Source organism: Pseudomonas vanderleydeniana, assembly GCF_014268755.2.
GTDB classification, from domain to species: Bacteria; Pseudomonadota; Gammaproteobacteria; order Pseudomonadales; family Pseudomonadaceae; genus Aquipseudomonas; species Aquipseudomonas vanderleydeniana.
Map to the genome: position 1 here is coordinate 1335203 of NZ_CP077093.1, position 17305 is coordinate 1352507.

A 17305-nucleotide genomic window follows, 5' to 3' on the forward strand; every position below is an offset into this window, starting at 1 on the left:
AGCCTCAATGGGTGATCGCCGGCACGGCTGCCGGTTGGGGCCGATGGAAAAGCCGCTCGAGCCACAAGTATATGACGGGCGTGGTGAACAGCGTCAGCGCCTGGCTCACCAGCAGGCCGCCGACCACGGCGATGCCCAGCGGCTGGCGCAGCTCGGCACCGGTACCGTGGCCGAGCATCAGCGGCAGTGCGCCGAGCAGGGCGGCCAGGGTGGTCATGATGATCGGCCGGAAGCGGGTGATACAGGCCTTGTAGATGGCTTGCTGGGGCGTCAGTCCGCCACGCTGGGCCTCAAGGGCGAAGTCGATCATCAGGATGCCGTTCTTCTTCACGATGCCGATCAGCAGCACCAGGCCGATCAGTGCCATGATCGAGAAGTCCTGGCCCAGCAGCCAGAGCATGATCAGTGCGCCGAGGCCGGCCGAGGGCAGGGTGGAGATGATCGTCAGCGGGTGTACGAAGCTCTCGTAGAGCACGCCGAGAATGATGTACACCGCCACCAGCGCGGCAAGGATCAGCCACGGCTGGCTGGCCAGGGAACTCTGGAAGGCCTGGGCCGCGCCCTGGAAGTTGCCGCTGATGGAGGCCGGCATGCCGATTTCGTTCTTCGCCTGGTTGAGCAGCAGCACCGCATCGCCCAACGCCACGCCTGGGCTCAGGTTGAAGGACAGGTTGGCGGCAGGGAACATGCCGTCGTGGGCGATCGACAGCGGTCCGCTGGTGGGCACGTCGAAGCGTGCCAGGGCCGACAGCGGGACCATCTCGCCGGTCAGCGGCGAGCGCAGGTAGAAGTAGTTCAGGCTCTCGGCCTTACCGCGTTGGGCGGCGTCCAGCTCGAGGATCACGTTGTACTGGTTGGTCTCGGTCTGGTACTCGTTGACCTGGCGCTGGCCGAAGGCATCGTAGAGCGCTTCGTCGACATCGCTGGCGGTCAGGCCGAAGCGCGCGGCGGCCCGGCGGTCGATGGTGATATGGGTGATGCTGCCGCCCAGCTGCAGGTCGTTGGACAGGTCGCGAAAGGCCGGGTTGGCCCGCAGCTTCTCCGTCAGGCGCTGGGTCCAGGTGTTCAGTGTGTCGCCGTCGTTGCTCTTGAGCACGTACTGGTACTGGGCCCGGCTCGGTCCGGAACTGAGGTTGATGTCCTGGCCGGCGCGCAGGTAGAGCACGATACCGGGGATCTGCATCAGCTTCGGGCGGATCCGGTCAATGAAGGCACTGGCGGAAACGTCGCGCTGGTCCTGTGGCTTGAGCGCGATCCAGAAGCGGCCGTTGGCGATGGTCTGGTTGCTGCCCGAGACGCCCACCGAATGGGAGAACGCCTGCACCGCCGGATCGGCGGCGACGATCTCGGCAAGGGCCTTGTGCTTGGCCACCATGTTGTCGAACGACACGTCGGCAGCGGCTTCGGTGGTGCCCAGCACGAAACCGGTGTCCTGCACGGGGAAGAAGCCCTTGGGAATGAACACGTAGCCGGCGATGGCCAGGCCCAGGGTCAGGCAGAAGATCCCGAACATCAGTTTCTGGTGGTCCAGCGCACGGCGCAGCCCGCGTTCGTAGAGCGCCAGCAGGCGCTCGCCGAAGGTCGCCTTGGCGTGTTCGTGATGCACCGGCGCGCGCATGAACAGCGCGGCCAGGGTGGGCGCCAGGGTCAGCGAGACCACCACCGAAATCAGGATGGTCGAGGTTGCGGTCAGGGCGAACTCCTTGAACAACCGACCGACCACCCCACCCATGAACAGCAGCGGGATAAAGGCGGCAATCAGCGAGAAACTGATGGAGACCACGGTGAAGCCGATCTCCCCGGCGCCCTTGATCGCGGCCTCGCGCATGCCGTCGCCGGCCTCCAGGTGGCGGTGGATGTTTTCCACCACGACGATCGCATCGTCGACCACGAAGCCGACGGCGATGACGATCGCCACCAGGGTCAGGTTGTTCAGGCTGAAGCCCATCACGTACATCAGCGCAAAGCTGGCGACCAGCGACACGCCGAGCACCGCCGAGACGATCAGGGTCGCCGACAGCTGGCGCAGGAACAGCGCCATCACCGCGACCACCAGCAGGATGGCGATCAGCAGGGTCATTTCCACTTCATGCAGCGAGGCGCGGATGGTCTGGGTGCGGTCGATCAGTTCCTTGACCTGCACCGAGGCCGGCAGCATGGCTTCCAGGCCGGGCAGGGCGGCCTTGATCCGGTCCACGGTCTCGACGATGTTCGCCCCCGGCTGGCGCGAGATCACCAGGTTCACCCCTGGCACGTCACCGGACCAGGCCTGCACGTAGGCGTCCTCGGAGCCACGGATCACCCGGGCGATGTCCTTGAGCTGCACCGGGGCGCCGTTCTTGTAGGAGACGATCAGCTCGCCGTATTCCTCCGGCTGGAACAACTGGTCGTTGGTCGACAGGGTCGAAATGCTCGACTTGCCGTACAACGCGCCCTTGGCCAGGTTGAGGCTGGTCTGCTGGATCGCCAGGCGGATGTCCGCCAGGGTCAGGCCGATGGCCGCCAGGCGGTCTGCCGAGGCCTGCACGCGAATGGCCGGGCGCTGCTGGCCGGTGATGTTGATCTGGCCGACACCGTCGATCTGGCTGAGCTGGCGGGCCAGCAGGGTCTCGGCGTAGTCGCTCAGTTCGGTACCGGGCATCTGGCTGGAGCTGACGCTGAGGATCAGCACCGGGCTGTCGGCCGGGTTGACCTTACGCCAGGTCGGCAGGGTCGGCATGTCCTTGGGCAGCTTGCCCGAGGCGGTGTTGATCGCCGCCTGGACTTCCTGAGCGGCGGTGTCGATGCTCTTGCTCAGGGTGAACTGCAGGGTCAGGGTGGTGGTGCCCAGGGCACTGCTGGAGGTCATCTGGGTCATGCCGGGGATGGCGCTGAACTGCACCTCCAGCGGCGTCGCCACCGAAGACGCCATGGTCTGCGGGCTGGCCCCGGGCAACTGCGCGGAGACCTGGATGGTCGGGAATTCGGCTTCCGGCAGGGGGGCCAAGGGCAGCCGCGGGAAGGCGATCAGTCCGAGCAGCACCAGGGCGAAGGTGAGCAGGATGGTCGCCACCGGGTGATTGATGCACCACGCGGAAACACCGCGGCTGTCCTTGATCATGGCTTGGGCTCCACGGCCACGGCCTGCTCAGCCAGCTTGGGGGCACCGAGTATCTCGACGATGGCCCCGGGCTTGAGGCGCGACTGACCGTCGCTGACCAACTGGTCGCCGGCCTGCACGCCCTGGATGATGTTCTGTTCGCTGTCCTGGTAGGGCACCTGCACCGGCACCACTTCCACACCCTTGTCCTTGATCCGGTAGACGAAGTAGCCGTCCAGGCCGCGTTGCACCACCGCCGGCGGCACGACCAGGGCGTTGCGATCAAGGGCGGTCTGGATCTTGATGTTGACCAGTTGGCCCGGCCACAGTCGCTGGTCCGGGTTGCTGAACTCGGCCTTGGCCTTGATGGTGCCGGTGCCGGCCGCGACCTGGTTGTCGATCAGCATCAGGTGGCCGGCGCCGAGCAGGCTGTCGGTGTGGCCTTCGTCGCCCAGGTAGGCCTTGACCGCCGCCGGGCTGCTGGCGCCGAGCAGTCCCTGCAGGGTGGGCAGCATCTGCTGGGGCAGGGAGAACTCTACGGCGATCGGGTCGATCTGCGTCACGGAAAACAGCCCCTGGGCATCGCTCATGCGCAGGAAGTTGCCTTCATCGACGGCACGGATACCGACCCTGCCGGTCACCGGCGAATGAATCTGGGTATAGGACAGCTGTACCTGTGCTGCGGCAATCGCCGCCTGGTTGCCCAGGGCGGTCGCCTTGAGCTGGTTGACCAGAGCCTGCTGCTGGTCATAGGTCTGCTTCGAGATGCCGTTGTCGACGGTCAGCAGCTTGTAGCGCTTGAGGTCGACCTCGGCGACCTGCAATTGGGCCTGGCTCTGCGCCAGTTGGGCCTTGGCCTGGGACAGGTTGGCCTGGATCGAGCGGTCGTCGAGGGTGGCAAGCAGGTCGCCTTCCTTGACCAGTTGCCCTTCCTTGACCAGCAGCCGGGTGAGGATGCCGTCGATCTGTGGGCGGATCACCACGCTGTGCAGGGACAGGACCGTGCCGATGCCGCTGGCGTAGCGCGGCACGTCCTGTTGCGCCACGTGGATGACCTTGACCGGGATCGGCGTAGTGCCCGCGTGCCGGGCTGCAGGGGGGCGGGTCAGGGCCCAGGTTGCACCGGCGGCCACCACCAGGATCGCGACAAGGCCCAACAGGGGTTTCTTCTGGATGTGCATGGTGTCAAAGCGCCGATACGGATGAAAATGAAGCCAATGCTGGCAGAACAATAGCCCCTTTATAACCCCGTCACCCGGTCAGCACGGTGACAGCTAACTGACACGGCTGTCAGCAATGGGGCGGCAACCCCCCGGCGGGCGGGGGCGACGGGATGATCATTAAAGAAAAAAGTAGCACCGGCGATATATCCGGATATAGATCGGGTTTCAATCGCCTGCTTTCCAGTGGGTAAGTTTCGGTAAAGCGGAATGCTTAAGCCTCGTCTGTGTTTAATTGAATATAAGAAGTCCTACGGATATTCCTCGTTTCTTGAGTGGCATGCTTTCGTTTGGGCTTTAATTGATATGAGGTTCCAGTTGTTTGGGAGTGGCTGAGATGAAATACACATTGTCGATATTCGGTGTGCTGCTGTTGATGGGGGTTTGTTCCACTGTGGCGGCAGCCAATGCGGGACAGATCCGCTTCAGTGGCCAGGTTGTCGAGGCGGCTTGTGAAGTGACATTGACTTCTACAGGGCGTCATGGCGTTTCTGAGCGGATCAAGGTCGCCCCCGGCGTCATGTTGTGGGTGGAGACTGCGGATAATGCTTGTGGTAATAGCATATTGCCCTTCAGTACTCGCTTCCAGGCCTTGCCAGGCAAGGCCTCCGGTATGAAAAAAGTGTCTTCGCAGGGCATCGTGACCATCACGTATCTGTAGAGCTGTACGTCTACTCAGACATAAGCAGTGTCTTGGCTGTATATGAAGGATAAAAGTGTTACGAAATATCCGTCGTTATGTTGACTGAGCGGCTTGCTGTTCGTGATTGAGTTGTATAAATGATTGATCGGTATAATTAAAAGCATCTCATGGTTTCATTGTCATGTTTGTGGGTCATATATATTTATGACGAGTTTCATGGGTTGCCTTTTTAATTTTAAACACGATCCTGGTCATTTTTCCGTGGCCTGTGAGTGACATTCTCTTCTGACGGAGGCAGATGTCCTGGCGACGGGGTGAATTGGCACCCGGAATAAGGCCAGGTCTGATAGTTTGAATCACAGTCCCCGACTATATTGGCCGCCACCCAAGTGATGGGTGCAAACGATTAACTCGAAGGATTGTGTTCGCATGAAAAAGATTTCCGTGATGTTGGCTCTATTGGGTTCAGCCCTTGGCGTGATGGGCTCCGCCCACGCGGCCAACGGTGGCACGCTGAACTTTACCGGTGCGCTGACCAACACCAGTTGCGAGGTGTCCTCCGGCGGCGGTTCGGCTGACAATATTCCGGTCGATCTCGGGCGGGTGTCCTTTGCCGATATCGGCAACCGGACCGAGTCCCGCCTGGGCACGGCGAAGGATATCGACCTGTTGGTAACCTGCCTGCAACCTGCGGCCGAAAGCACCGTGCACATGTCATTTCGCCCGGCCCAGGTCGACCCGGGCGATCCCTACCTGCTGCCCACCGCTGGCGCCGCCAAGGGCGTGGGGATTGGCCTGGTGCGCCGGGACAGCGATAACTTCCTGAACATCCAGGACCCCAGCGACACCATCGACGGCATCCTCCAGCCCAGTGGCACCGGTTCCAGCGGTACCTTGTCGCTGCGCGCGTTGTTCGTGAAGAACGGCGTCTCCACGGTGCCGGGTGCGGCCACGGGGACGGTGCCGTTCGTACTGACCTACAACTGAGTCACTGTCCTGAACGGAGCTGCAAGGCTCCGTTTCCCCTGAGCAGATGGATCGCAACATGCGCAAGTTGATGAGATCGACGGTCGGCGTCGCGCTGGTCGCGTGGGCGTGCGGGCAGGCCCAGGCCGGGATCGTGCTGAGCAGCACCCGGCTGGTGTACCCGGCGCAGGACAAGGAAGCGGTACTTCATGTGTCGAACCGCAACAGGTCGACCATCCTGTTGCAGTCCTGGCTGGAGGCCGATGATTCGACAGCCGTGGATCTGCCATTCGCCGTGATCCCGGCGCTGGTACCTTTGCCCGGTGGTGGCCGGCAGACGGTACGGATCATCCATTCCGGTGGCCAGATGCCGACCGACCGGGAGTCGCTGTTCTGGCTGAACGTCCAGGAAATACCCCAGGCCAGTGAACAGGAGAACGTGCTGCAGATCGGGATCCGCCAGCGCATCAAGGTGTTCTATCGTCCCCGGCAGTTGGCGGCCGATCCGGAGCAGGCGCCGCGCCAGTTGCGTTGGCGACTGAAGCCGGGGGGCGTGCTGGTGGCGAGCAATCCGGGGCCCTTCCACATCACCCTGGTGGATATCGAGTTGTTTGCCGGTACGGACAGGCTGCTGCATCGCCGCAGCTCGATGCTGGCCCCCGGGCAGGCACAGGAGTTTGCCCTGCCGGCATCGGTGGCGCCGCAGCAGGCCCGGTTGCGTTTCAAGAGCATCAACGATCACGGTGCCGTCGTGGCGTATCGGCTTTCCGACTGGAAAACCGGCCAGGCCTTGTGGGCCGAGGATTAGCGCACCGACTCCCCCTTCATTTCCAGGCTTCGCCGCACGCTCGCAAGAGCCCGTGCGCGCGAGCGTTCGCCTTTAACAAACAGCTCAAGACATCGAGTGAAGGTTGCAAATGGACTGGCTTTATCGAAGAACAAAGGAAGTTCGGGTGTCATCGTGTCGCGGGAGAGCGCGGGCCACGACGTGCCTCCTGTCGCACAACGTCAATCGCCAGGCGCGCTGGCCGCTGTCGCTGGGGTTGTGCCTGCTGGCTCCGGACCTGGCACTGGCCGAGCCGGTCGAGGAGGGCGCAAGGTTCAATACCGCATTCATCCACGGTGGTGAGCAGCCGGCCGATATTCGTGCATTCCTGGAGGGCAACAGCGTACTGCCGGGTGTCTACCGGGTGGACATCTACCTGAACCGGGTACTCAGTGCCCGGCGGGACGTGCGCTTCAGCCGCAACAGCACCAGCGGGCGGGTGGAACCCTGCCTGACCCTGGATCTGTTGCGGGACCTGGGGTTGGACACCGAACGTCTTGGCAGCCTGGTCGATGTCTCGTCACAGGCGACCGCCGAGCAGTGCTTCGATCTTGCCCGGCTGGACCGCGCCAGTGTCGATTACCAACCCAACAGCCTGGCCCTGAATCTCGGCGTGCCGCAGATTGCCCTGCGGCGCGATGCCCGCGGCTACCTGTCGCCGGAGTTGTGGGACCAGGGCGTCGGCAGCGCGTTCGTCAACTATTCCTTCAACGGCAACCGCCGCGAGTTCGATCGGCAGAAGGACGACAGTTACTACCTGGGCCTGCGCAATGGCCTGAATCTCGGTTCGTGGCGCCTGCGCAACGAATCCTCGCTGGTGCATGGCGACTCGCAGGCCACCCGTTTCACCAGCAACCAGACCTACGCCCAGCGCGACCTGACCGCCTGGAAAAGCCAGCTGACCCTGGGCGAGACCTACACCGATTCGCGGGTGTTCGACAGCGTGCGCTACCGTGGCGTCCAGGTGGCCTCGGACGATGGCATGCTGCCCGACAGCGAGCGGGTCTATGCGCCAGTCATCCGTGGCGTCGCCGAAAGCAGCGCCACGGTGGAGATCCGCCAGGCGGGTTATCTGTTGTACAGCTCGAACGTGCCGCCGGGGCCGTTCGAGATCAACGACTTCTACCCCAGCGGCTCCAACGGTGACCTGCTGGTGACCGTGATCGAGGCGGACGGTCGGCGCCGGACCTTCATCCAGGCGTTCGCCTCGTTGCCGCTGATGCTGCCCAAGGGCACTTTCAGCTACAGCGTCGAGGCCGGCGAATACGACAGCAACGACAACCGGCAACTGAACCCCGGCTTCGCCAGCACCACGTTGATCTATGGCTTGAGCGAACACCTCACCGGCTTTGGCGGGGTGCAGCTGGCCGATGCCTTCGAGGCCAGCAACCTCGGGCTCGGGGTCAATACCGGCATGGGCGCGGTGTCGGCCGACCTGACCCACTCGGTCAGCCACCAGGCCGGTACCGATCTTGGCGGCAAGAGCCTGCGCCTGCGTTATGCCAATACCCTGAACGCTACGCGGACCACCTTTGCCCTGGCCGGGTATCGCTACTCCAGCGAGCATTACCGCAGCTTCGAACAGCACGTGGAGGAGCGTAGCCACCTGGCGCAAGGCACGATCGGCCGTGCCCGTGATCGTTTCGATATCACCCTCAGCCAGCCGCTTGAGGCGGGTACCTTCAGCCTTACCGCCCTGGAGCAGCGTTACTGGAACCTGCCGGGCAAGTCGCGGCAGTTCAATGCCACCTATGGCGGCTACTGGCGCGACCTCAGCTACAGCCTGTCCCTGGACCGCACCCATTCGACCGATCTCGATGGTCGTGCCGGTACCGACCACCAGTTCACGCTCACCCTGTCATTGCCGTTAGGGCGGCATGAACGCTCGACTCGCGCTTCGCTGACCGCGGTGCGCGACAGCGAGGGCGATTCCAGTGTCATGGCCGGCCTGACCGGGCGCGTGCTGGATCGCAATGCCTTCTACTCGGTGCTGGCCGGCAATGATGGCAGTGGTGCTCGCGCCGGTTCCGCCAGTATCAACGCCACCACCGCGGTCGGCCGTTTCGACGCCGGCTACAGCCATGGCCGGGACTTCAACAGTTGGAGCCTGGGCGCGCGTGGGTCGCTGGTTGCCCACGCCGGCGGGGTGAACCTCGGTCAGTCGCTGGGCGACACCTTCGTCCTGGCCGAGGTGCCTGGCGTGCAGGGCGCGCACTTCAACAACTTCAGCGGGGTCGAGACCGGCCGCAACGGTTTTGCCGTGGTGCCCTACGTACAACCTTATCGCGCCAACTGGATCAGCCTGGACACCCGTCGTCTGGGCGCCGATATCGAAGTGGACAACGCCATCGTCCAGCTGGTGCCACGGCGCGGCTCGTCGACCCACGCGGTGTTCAAGGCCAGTACCGGGCGGCGAGTGCAGTTCGAACTGCGCCAGGCCGACGGTAGCGCCCTGCCGTTCGGTGCCAGCGTTCAGCAGGTGGATGGCAAGGTACTGGCGGTGGTCGACCCGACCAGCCGGGCGCTGGTGCTCAGTGATCAGGAGCAGGGAACGCTGCAGGTCAAGTGGTCGGGAGGCAGTTGCCAGTTCCAGTTCCAGTTGCCGCCACGTGACCCGCAACTGAGTTATGACCGGGTCAGGGAGGTCTGCCGGTGAACGGTCTGCGGGTATTTTTCCTGATGTGGGGGCTGGCCGTGACGGCGCCGGTGTGGGCGACCGTTTCCCTGAGTGGTACGCGCCTGGTGTTCGACGGGCATTTTCGTGATGTGAGCATCGAGGCACGTAACCGCGGCCGCCAGGAGGTGTTGCTGCAGGCCTGGCTCGAGGGGCATGAAGACAACCGTGCGGACCACCTGCCGTTCGTGCTGACACCACCGATCTCGCGGCTGGCGCCCGAGGGCCGGCAGGCCTTGCGACTGATGTATGAGGGGCGGGGCATGCCGAGCGGCCAGGAGTCGCTGCTGCACCTGTATGTCATGGAGATTCCCCGTGCGCCATCCGGCGACGGTCGCCTGAGCATTGCCATTCGCCAGCGGATCAATGTGCTGTTTCGCCCGCCGGGACTGTCCGGCGATCCGGCACTGACCCCGCAACGCCTGCGTTGGGTGCTGGAGCGGGACGCCAGCGGAGTGCCCCGGCTCAAGGTGGAGAACCCGACGGACTTTCATGCGGCGCTGCTGCGCCTGGAACTGGCCGATGAGCACGGTCGTCACCTGCTTGGCGATGACCTGCTGGTGCCGCCCGGTGGTCGTCGCGAGCTGTTGCTGACATCCCGTGCCCTGTCGGCCCATCCGGGCTGGCTGCGGTTCAATGCGCTGACCGATTACGGCGGTCAGCGCAGCTACCGCGCCCGATTCGACTTCGGTGCGCCGTTCAATGCCTCGCTGGTGGGCGAGGCCTCACTCTCACAGAATGGATCTGCCCATGATTAACCTGTCCCGGATGACCTGGCAGCGCGGGCTGTTGCTGCTTGGCCTGCTCAGTCCAGCCAGTTGTTTTGCCCTCACCTGTACCCTGCAAGGCAGCGGCGCGCTACTGGCCAATGCCGATCTTGGCAGTAGCGTGGCGATTCCCGCGTCGTCGCCCAATGGCACACTGGTCTGGCGTTCGGAGCCCTTCAATCTGGCAGTCGAGTGCGCCCGGGATGGTCAAGCGGGGCCTGCGGAGGATATCTATCTCTACCTCAACCCGGCGCGCCAGGTGGTCGGCCAGGGTATCCGCCTGGGGTTGAGCTACGAGGGCGTCGATCATCGCCAGAGCAACGGCCGCATTGCCACCGGGCGCAGCCTGCCGGCGTGCACCAATGCCCAGGCTTGTGCGCCGTTGAGTTTCAACCTGGGCTTCTCGCTGTTCATCGAGAAATTCGGCCCGACACCGCCCTCGGGTATCGCCAGCCAGTTGCAGGACTACCGGCTGTTCCAGCTCGATGGCGGCAGTGGGCCGGGCGACGACGGCAACTCGCTCAACTATGTGGTCAACAACCTCGGCGGCCTGCGTTTCGTCGCCTGCGATGCCCAGTTGCAAGTCATCCCGGAAACCGTCGACTTCGGGCGGATCGCCATCCAGCATGTGGTGGTCGGGCAGGTGGTCGAACGGCGTCCATTCGCCTTGCACACCAGTCGTACCTGCGACAGCGCCTTCAGCCTGGATGCGCGGCTGAAGCCGGTCTCCGGCACCCTGGCCGGCGAGTTGCTGATCCCCAATGGCAACGACGGGGTCGGTATCCGCATCGTCCGGGCCGGAGGCGGCTCGCTGATCCCGTACAACCGTTCCTTTCACCTGGCCGAACTGTTGGGCAGTACCCATGCCGCCACGGCGCGCTTCGATGCCGAGCTGCTATGGAACAGCGACCGACCCAAGGCCGGGCCGTTCTCGGCCGAAGTGGTGGTCGATCTGTTCTACAAGTGACGGCAGGCCGCCTGCGCCCGCCTTATCGCCTAAAGCTGATCTGGATCAGTGTTTGGGATTTTGGTCCGCTTAGAGTCGACGCCCTGCCGACTCTTCCCCCAATAATCCGAGCGCGCCTTCCATGAAGATCAATCTCCCGGTTACCGGCCGAAACGTCGAGGTTGCCCGCGACGCCAACATCCTTTCGACCACCGACCTGAAGGGCGGCATTACCTACGCCAATCCGGACTTCATCCGGATCAGTGGCTACAGCCGGGAAGAGTTGCTGGGCTCACCGCATAACCTGCTGCGTCACCCCGACATGCCGCCGGAAGCGTTCGCCCACATGTGGCAGACGATCAAGGCCGGCCGCTCGTGGATGGGTATGGTGAAGAACCGCTGCAAGAACGGTGACCACTACTGGGTCAGTGCCTATGCCTCACCGGTGAGCCGCAATGGCCAGATCGTCGAGTACCAGTCGGTACGCACCCAGCCCGGGGCGGGGCAGATCGAGGCCGCCGAGCGTTGCTATGGTGAACTGCGCAGTGGGCGTCGCTCATGGCGCCAGCGCCTGCCCGCCCTGGGCTTGCCAGGGCGGCTGACACTGCTGTCGAGCCTGGCGTTCGCCGCCGCCCTGGCATTGGGGGATTGGTTCTCACCCCAGCCGCTGTTGCTCGAACTGGGTTTGTGGGGGCTGGGGAGCGTCCTGTGTGCCGCCACTGTTCATTGGGCCCTGCGGCCGTTCGCCGGCCTGACCGAGCGGGCGCGGAATCTGGCCGACAACCCGTTGAGCCAGGCGATCTATACCGGGCGCAGCGATGAGTTCGGCCAGATCGAATTTGCCCTGCGCATGCTCGAAGCCCAGGTCGGCTCGGTGGTCGGCCGCATTGGCGACGCTTCGCAGCGGCTGTCCGGGCATGCCCAGGAGCTGGTTCGGCATATCGAGAGCAGTCACAGCAGCACCTTGGACCAGCAGGCGGAAACCGACCAGGTCGCCGCGGCGATTCACGAAATGGCCGCCAGTGTCGCCGAGGTCGCGAGCAATGCCCAGCAGGCATCGGTGGCCGCCGACCTGGCCGGCAGCGAGACCCGTGACGGTCACCAACTGGTGGGCGAGAGCCGCAGCTCGGTGTTGCGCCTGGCCGGGGAACTGGCGCGGGCGACCGAGGTGATCCACCAACTGGAAAGCCACAGCATCGAGATCTCCAGCGTGCTGGAGGTGATCCGCGGTATTGCCGAACAGACCAACCTGCTGGCCTTGAATGCGGCCATCGAGGCTGCGCGTGCGGGCGAGCAGGGGCGCGGTTTCGCCGTGGTGGCGGATGAGGTGCGCGGGCTGGCCCAGCGCACCCAGCAGTCGACCAGCGAGATCCAGCGGATGATCAGCAACCTGCAGGACGGGGCGCAGGAGGCGGTGCTGGTCATGCGCCAGAGCAGCCAGCATGCCGAGGACAGCGTCCAGCAGGTGCAGCAGGCGGCCGAGGCGCTGAGCGGGATCAGCGAGCGGGTGAACCGGATCACCGAGATGAGCCTGCAGATCGCTGCGGCGGTCGAGGAGCAGAGCGCCGTCAGCGAGGACATCAACCGCAACATCATGAGTATCCGCAATGCCTGCGAAGTGACCGTCAGCGCGGGTCGGCAGAGCCATATCAACTCGGGTGACGTGGCGGGGCTGGCGGATGACCTGCGCTCACTGGCGCAGGAGTTCTGGGGGCGTGGCAGTCGGGTCTAGCGGGCCGCTGCTCAGGCCGCGCGCAACGCAATGAAGGTGTAGGTCAGCGGGGTATCGCTGACCACTCGCGCCCCGGCGGCGCGCAAGCGCTCGGCCAGTTCGTCGCCGGAGACGTGAAACGCCCACTCGCCTTCGGCGCACCAGTGCGACTGCCGTTGCACCTGGTCGATGGCCTCGGCGAACGCGGCCATCTGCGGCAGGTAGGCTGTGAAACCATCCCCCTTGAGCGCCGTGGTGTGGATGCCCAGGCGGGCACAGATGGCTTCCTTGGCGCGGATGTCGTCACGGTCGGCCTGGCGAGAGTCCTCGATCAGTTGTGCCAGCCCGGCATCCACCAGGCGGCCATCGCTGACCAGCAGCGGTTGTTCGGCCAGCCATGATTCCGGCGGGCAGTCCTTGGCTTGCGGCCTGAGCGGGATGTGCGGGTTGATTTCCATCGGATAGATGCGGCACACCAGCGGGCGACGCTCGTAGATCCGGCAGAGCTGGCGCTCGTCAAGATTCCGGCAGGGGCCGACATTGTAGGCGGCGAAGGTGATGGCCACGCGTGCCTCGGTGCTGCCACAGGGCACGCCCCAGGAGCGGCGTTGCGCATGTTCGCGCTGGTCCGGGGTGATCCCGGTGCCGTCCGGCAGGAACGCTTCCACCAGCACGATCACCTGGCCGCCATCGCTGGCCCACTGTCGGGCTTCGGCCAGGGTCAGCGGTACATGGTGATCGGTGCAGCACTTGCCGCAGCCTACGCAGGAAAAATGGGTGTTCATCGGTCGACCGGCAACAAGAAAAAGACTGGCGCGGCGACACAAACCCGACAGGCCGTCACCGCATGGACCCTTGGCGAAGCAAGTTGCGCGCCAGTCGCTCAGTTGCTGCGGGCTGGCATCACCGAGTCCCATTCGGTCACGGTGGCGGTCTTGCTCTTGCGGTTGTACAGGCACAGCTCGGTGCCGGCCTGGTTCTTCATGTGCGCCTGCGGGTAATGACCGCGCAGCAGCAGGGCGGTATAGCCGAGCTTGTCGTCGAACAGCGCCGGATTGCCCACCTGCTTGACGTTCCTGAGATGGCTGGCCTTGATGCAGCTGGCCTGCACCGCCTTGTCGTGGGCGGCCCACTCGGCGGGGCTGGATGCCTGGGCCTGGGTGGCGAGCGCAGTGAGGCTGATGAGGATCAGGGTGGAGGCTTTCATGGCGGGGCTCCTGAAGATGGATCCGGCAAAGAGGCGATTATGCCTGAGCCGGACTGACTTCATAGCGCTGGATGAAGCGCATGCCGGCGGCATCGTACAGGCTTCGTGCCGGCAGGTTGTTTTCCATGACCTTGAGATCGACGAAGGCCTCGCCCCGTGCGGCGAAGACCTGGAACACGTGACGCAGCAGGGCCTGGCCCAGTCCCTCGCCACGGCGCCGGGGATGCACCACCAGGTCCTTGATGTAGGCGCTGGTCCAGCACTGGGCCACGCCGACCAGGCCCTGATCGTCCAGGGCGATCAGGCAGAGAGCCGGGTCGAACTCGGCGTCGGTGATGAAGCGTTCGCACCAGTGCGGGTAAGCGTCGACCTCGATGCCGTTGCCGCGGTAGCCCTCGACCAGCAGCGCATGTACCGCTTCCATCTGTTCCGGACGCAACACGCCCAGGCGAATGCCTGTCGGCCATTTCGGCACATCGAGCAAACCGTCGAGATCCTTGCGCAGCAGCAGGCAGTGCTGGTCAGGCATTTCAGTAGTCCTGCCCGGCAACAGTCCTGGCCGCCTTGATCAGGCATTTGGTCAGTTCGGGCGAGGAGAATTTCGTCAGTACCGCGTTGGCCCCGGCCTGGCGTGCCTTTTCCGCGTTCATGGCACTGTCCAGGGAGGTGTGCAGCAGGATGTAGAGGTCCTGGAAGTCCGGGGTTTCACGAATGGTGCGCGTCAGTGCATAGCCATCCATTTCCGACATCTCGATGTCCGAAACGATGATGTTGATCTGCTCGGCGGTGCCTTGCAGGTCCAGCAGGCAGCCGATGGCGTCCTTGGCGCTACGCGCGGTATGGCAGGTCAGGCCGAGGTTGCGCAGGGTATGGACCGATTGCTGCAATGCCACCTGGCTGTCGTCGACCACCAGGATCCGCGCATTGCCGAGCAGTTCGGCTTCTTCCATGGTCAGCTCGGTCGGCGCGACTTCGATCTGCGTCGGGGCGATCACATGGATGACCTTTTCGATATCCAGCACCTGCACCAGCGTGCCATCGACCTGGGTCACCCCGGTGATGAACGCCTTGGGACCGCCGGAGCCGAAGGGCGGTGGGCGGATATCGGTGGTCAGGCAGTGGACGATCTTGCTCACGGCCTGGACGTGCAGGCCCTGCTTGGAGCGGCTGACATCGGTGACGATCAGGCAGCCACCGTCGGGGTCCGCCAGCGGGCGTTCGCCGATGGCCCGGCTCAGGTCGATCACCGACAGCGAGGCGCCGCGCAGGGTGGCGATGCCCCGGACATGCGGGTGGGACTCGGGCAGCTTGGTCAGCGGCGGGCAGGGGATGATTTCGCTGACTTTAAGCAGGTTGATCGCCATCAGCTTGCCGCTGCGCAAGGTGAAGAGCAGCAGTGACAGCGAGTCTGCGCGAGCTTTGTTCGAGGACATAAAAACCTTCTGTACAAAGAGCTGCGTCAGGGCAGGTTCGGCCCTGAACGGTTATCTACAGGTTATCGACCCGAGCCGGACGGGCTTTAGGTGAATATTGCCGCAGGCTTGGCCCGTTCCGATTGGGGCGCACCGTTCCTGCGGTGTAGCGTAGCGCTCACTTGAGCCCCAGGCGCCTGGCGAGCCGGCCGAGGTTCGCCCGGTCCAGGCCCAGTTCCCGTGCCGCAGCGGCCCAGTTCTGCTGGTGACGTTCCAGGCAGGCACTGATCAGTTGGCGTTGATACTGCTCCGTGGCCTGGCGCAAGTCGAGCCCGCCCTGCAGGCTCTGCGGGGCGATGGTGGGGGCCTCGGGTGTTTCGCTGGCGGCTGTCGGCAGGTCCAGGTCGGTGGCGTCCAGGCTGAGGATCTTCGGTCGCTCATGACGGTTGCCCAGGGCCTTCAGGGCACTGCGGCCGATCAGGTGTTCGAGCTCGCGAACGTTGCCCGGCCAGTTGTAGGCCAGCAGCGCGGCCTGGGCATCCGGGCTCAGGCGCAGGCTGCCCAGGCCCATGCGCGAACGGTTCTGTTCGAGGAAGTAGCCGCTCAGCAGCAGCACGTCACGACCGCGCTCGCGCAGCGGCGGCACCTGCAGCGGGTAGACGCTCAGGCGGTGATAGAAGTCCGCCCGGTAGCGACCGTTGCGCACTTCCTCGGCCAGGTCGCGGTTGGTCGCCGCGATCAGGCGTACGTCCACCTGGTGTTCGCGGTCCGAACCCAGCCGCTGCAACTGGCCGCTTTGCAAGACCCGCAGCAGTTTCGCCTGCACGCTCAACGACAGTTCGCCGACCTCATCGAGAAACAGCGTGCCGCCATTGGCCAGCTCGAACTTGCCACGCCGGTCGCCGACCGCCCCGGTGAAGGCGCCCCGGACGTGGCCGAACAGCTCGCTTTCCACCAGTGTGTCCGGCAGCGCGGCGCAGTTGAGGCTGATGATCGGTTTTTCCGCGCGTGGCGAGGCGGCGTGGATCGCCTGCGCCACCAGTTCCTTGCCGACTCCGGTTTCACCGGTGATCAGCACCGTCAGGTCGCTGCCGCCGACCAGGTTGATCTCTTCCACCAGGCGCTTGTGGGCCTTGCTCTGGCCGATCATCTCGCGCTGTTGCGGACCATTGGCCTGGCGATAGAGCTCGGCACGCTGGTGTTCGTCCTCGGCGCGCAGGGCCAGGCGCTCGATGCGCTCGGCGGCGCTGACGGTCGCGGCGGCCAGGCTGGCGAATGCCTGCAGGGCATCGAGCTCGATCTGTTCGAAGCGTTCCGGGTCGAGGGCATCGAGGGTCAGCAGGCCCCAGGGACGTTCGTCGATGAACAGCGGGCAACCCAGGCAGTCGTGCACTTCCAGGTGTTCGGTCAAGCCATCGACCAGGCCGTCGTAAGGGTCCGGCAGCTCGCTATCGCTGTCAAAGCGCACCGGCCCCTTGGCGTCGAGCAGGATCTGGAAGCGCGGGTGCTCGCTGACCTTGAAGCGCCGGCCCAGGGTGTCCGGGCTCAAGCCGTCGACCGCCAGCGGGACCAGCGATTCGCCATCCAGGCGAAGCAGGGCGGCGGCGTCGCAGGGCAGCAGGGCTCGCATCGCGTCGAGCAGGCGACGATAACGTTCGCTTTCGGGCAGTTCCCGGGAAAGGTCCGCCACCAGCGGCAAGAGGGCGGTCAGCAGGGGCTTTGCAGTCATATTGACTCCTGTGGTGTCAGGCTGACTATAAGGTCTGCGTGGTCATTATGACTATTATTATTTTAACTGTTTGATTTTTAAGGTTTTTATTCTTGGCATGAAGTGTGATTGACCCAGGTCAATTC

The 17305-nt window shown here is 64.3% G+C and carries 14 protein-coding genes and 1 pseudogene; 8 read left to right on the forward strand and 7 right to left on the reverse strand.

The genetic code is table 11. The features are described from left to right. Window positions 1-4: 4 nt before the first annotated feature. Together HU752_RS05945 and HU752_RS05950 are read right to left on the reverse strand one after the other, a co-directional pair. Window positions 5-3100 (reverse strand): multidrug efflux RND transporter permease subunit, encoded by a 3096-nt coding sequence (locus tag HU752_RS05945; RefSeq protein ID WP_186681136.1) that lies wholly within the window; start codon window positions 3098-3100, stop codon window positions 5-7. After that, window positions 3097-4260, reverse strand: coding sequence for an efflux RND transporter periplasmic adaptor subunit (locus tag HU752_RS05950; RefSeq protein WP_186681134.1), 1164 nt, complete (start codon window positions 4258-4260; stop codon window positions 3097-3099). Before HU752_RS05950 ends, HU752_RS05945 begins: the two co-directional genes overlap by 4 nt. 376 nt (window positions 4261-4636) lie before the next feature. On the opposite strand from HU752_RS05950, the gene HU752_RS05955 reads away from it, so the two are divergent. The 8 genes and pseudogenes from HU752_RS05955 to HU752_RS05985 all read left to right on the forward strand — a co-directional run bounded on the left by HU752_RS05955 (window position 4637) and on the right by HU752_RS05985 (window position 12853). After that, window positions 4637-4960 carry a type 1 fimbrial protein gene (locus HU752_RS05955; RefSeq protein ID WP_186681132.1) on the forward strand — a complete coding sequence of 108 codons (324 nt, stop codon included), beginning with the start codon at window positions 4637-4639 and terminating at the stop codon, window positions 4958-4960. Window positions 4961-5371: 411 nt separating this feature from the next. Next, complete coding sequence (locus HU752_RS05960; protein WP_186681130.1) at window positions 5372-5929, forward strand: fimbrial protein; 558 nt, start codon at window positions 5372-5374, stop codon at window positions 5927-5929. Between the two features lie 58 nt (window positions 5930-5987). Further along, window positions 5988-6716 (forward strand): fimbrial biogenesis chaperone, encoded by a 729-nt coding sequence (locus HU752_RS05965; protein ID WP_225920101.1) that lies wholly within the window; start codon window positions 5988-5990, stop codon window positions 6714-6716. Window positions 6717-6825: 109 nt separating this feature from the next. Next, window positions 6826-9390: a fimbria/pilus outer membrane usher protein gene (locus HU752_RS05970; protein ID WP_186681126.1), complete on the forward strand. Its 2565-nt coding sequence runs from the start codon at window positions 6826-6828 to the stop codon at window positions 9388-9390. Further along, window positions 9387-10166, forward strand: coding sequence for a fimbrial biogenesis chaperone (locus tag HU752_RS05975; RefSeq protein ID WP_186681124.1), 780 nt, complete (start codon window positions 9387-9389; stop codon window positions 10164-10166). The genes HU752_RS05970 and HU752_RS05975 overlap by 4 nt, the downstream gene beginning before the upstream one ends. After that, the gene (locus tag HU752_RS05980) at window positions 10159-11142 is read left to right on the forward strand and encodes a fimbrial protein (RefSeq protein WP_186681122.1); all 984 of its coding nucleotides are present in this window, start codon (window positions 10159-10161) and stop codon (window positions 11140-11142) included. The genes HU752_RS05975 and HU752_RS05980 overlap by 8 nt, the downstream gene beginning before the upstream one ends. Window positions 11143-11263: 121 nt before the next feature. Next, window positions 11264-11545 (forward strand): annotated as a pseudogene (locus tag HU752_RS32065) (PAS domain-containing protein); the annotation flags it as partial. A gap of 255 nt (window positions 11546-11800) precedes the next feature. Beyond that, on the forward strand, window positions 11801-12853 hold the full coding sequence (locus HU752_RS05985) for a methyl-accepting chemotaxis protein (protein ID WP_437182358.1): 1053 nt from the start codon (window positions 11801-11803) through the stop codon (window positions 12851-12853). 11 nt (window positions 12854-12864) lie between these two features. Here the strand turns inward: HU752_RS05985 and HU752_RS05990 are convergent, their stop codons facing one another. The 5 genes from HU752_RS05990 to norR all read right to left on the reverse strand — a co-directional run bounded on the left by HU752_RS05990 (window position 12865) and on the right by norR (window position 17180). Then, window positions 12865-13617, reverse strand: coding sequence for a YkgJ family cysteine cluster protein (locus HU752_RS05990; protein ID WP_186681118.1), 753 nt, complete (start codon window positions 13615-13617; stop codon window positions 12865-12867). Between the two features lie 98 nt (window positions 13618-13715). Beyond that, complete coding sequence (locus HU752_RS05995) at window positions 13716-14039, reverse strand: hypothetical protein (RefSeq protein WP_186681116.1); 324 nt, start codon at window positions 14037-14039, stop codon at window positions 13716-13718. 37 nt (window positions 14040-14076) lie between these two features. Further along, a complete protein-coding gene (locus HU752_RS06000) occupies window positions 14077-14568 on the reverse strand; it encodes a GNAT family N-acetyltransferase (protein ID WP_186681114.1) in 492 nt (163 codons plus the stop codon). A gap of 1 nt (window position 14569) precedes the next feature. Next, window positions 14570-15472: a chemotaxis protein gene (locus HU752_RS06005; protein WP_186681112.1), complete on the reverse strand. Its 903-nt coding sequence runs from the start codon at window positions 15470-15472 to the stop codon at window positions 14570-14572. Window positions 15473-15629: 157 nt separating this feature from the next. Further along, window positions 15630-17180: a nitric oxide reductase transcriptional regulator NorR gene (gene norR / locus HU752_RS06010; protein ID WP_186681110.1), complete on the reverse strand. Its 1551-nt coding sequence runs from the start codon at window positions 17178-17180 to the stop codon at window positions 15630-15632. Window positions 17181-17305 lie beyond the last annotated feature (125 nt).

What these genes read in the sequence shown, in the direction of transcription:
- HU752_RS05990 (WP_186681118.1), bottom strand. Translation starts at nt 13,617, where the DNA reads ATGAACACCCATTTTTCCTGCGTAGGCTGCGGCAAGTGCTGCACCGAT.
- HU752_RS05965 (WP_225920101.1), top strand. Translation starts at nt 5,988, where the DNA reads ATGCGCAAGTTGATGAGATCGACGGTCGGCGTCGCGCTGGTCGCGTGG.
- HU752_RS05960 (WP_186681130.1), top strand. Translation starts at nt 5,372, where the DNA reads ATGAAAAAGATTTCCGTGATGTTGGCTCTATTGGGTTCAGCCCTTGGC.
- HU752_RS05970 (WP_186681126.1), top strand. Translation starts at nt 6,826, where the DNA reads ATGGACTGGCTTTATCGAAGAACAAAGGAAGTTCGGGTGTCATCGTGT.
- HU752_RS05995 (WP_186681116.1), bottom strand. Translation starts at nt 14,039, where the DNA reads ATGAAAGCCTCCACCCTGATCCTCATCAGCCTCACTGCGCTCGCCACC.
- HU752_RS05980 (WP_186681122.1), top strand. Translation starts at nt 10,159, where the DNA reads ATGATTAACCTGTCCCGGATGACCTGGCAGCGCGGGCTGTTGCTGCTT.
- HU752_RS05950 (WP_186681134.1), bottom strand. Translation starts at nt 4,260, where the DNA reads ATGCACATCCAGAAGAAACCCCTGTTGGGCCTTGTCGCGATCCTGGTG.
- HU752_RS06005 (WP_186681112.1), bottom strand. Translation starts at nt 15,472, where the DNA reads ATGTCCTCGAACAAAGCTCGCGCAGACTCGCTGTCACTGCTGCTCTTC.
- HU752_RS06000 (WP_186681114.1), bottom strand. Translation starts at nt 14,568, where the DNA reads ATGCCTGACCAGCACTGCCTGCTGCTGCGCAAGGATCTCGACGGTTTG.
- norR (WP_186681110.1), bottom strand. Translation starts at nt 17,180, where the DNA reads ATGACTGCAAAGCCCCTGCTGACCGCCCTCTTGCCGCTGGTGGCGGAC.
- HU752_RS05955 (WP_186681132.1), top strand. Translation starts at nt 4,637, where the DNA reads ATGAAATACACATTGTCGATATTCGGTGTGCTGCTGTTGATGGGGGTT.
- HU752_RS05945 (WP_186681136.1), bottom strand. Translation starts at nt 3,100, where the DNA reads ATGATCAAGGACAGCCGCGGTGTTTCCGCGTGGTGCATCAATCACCCG.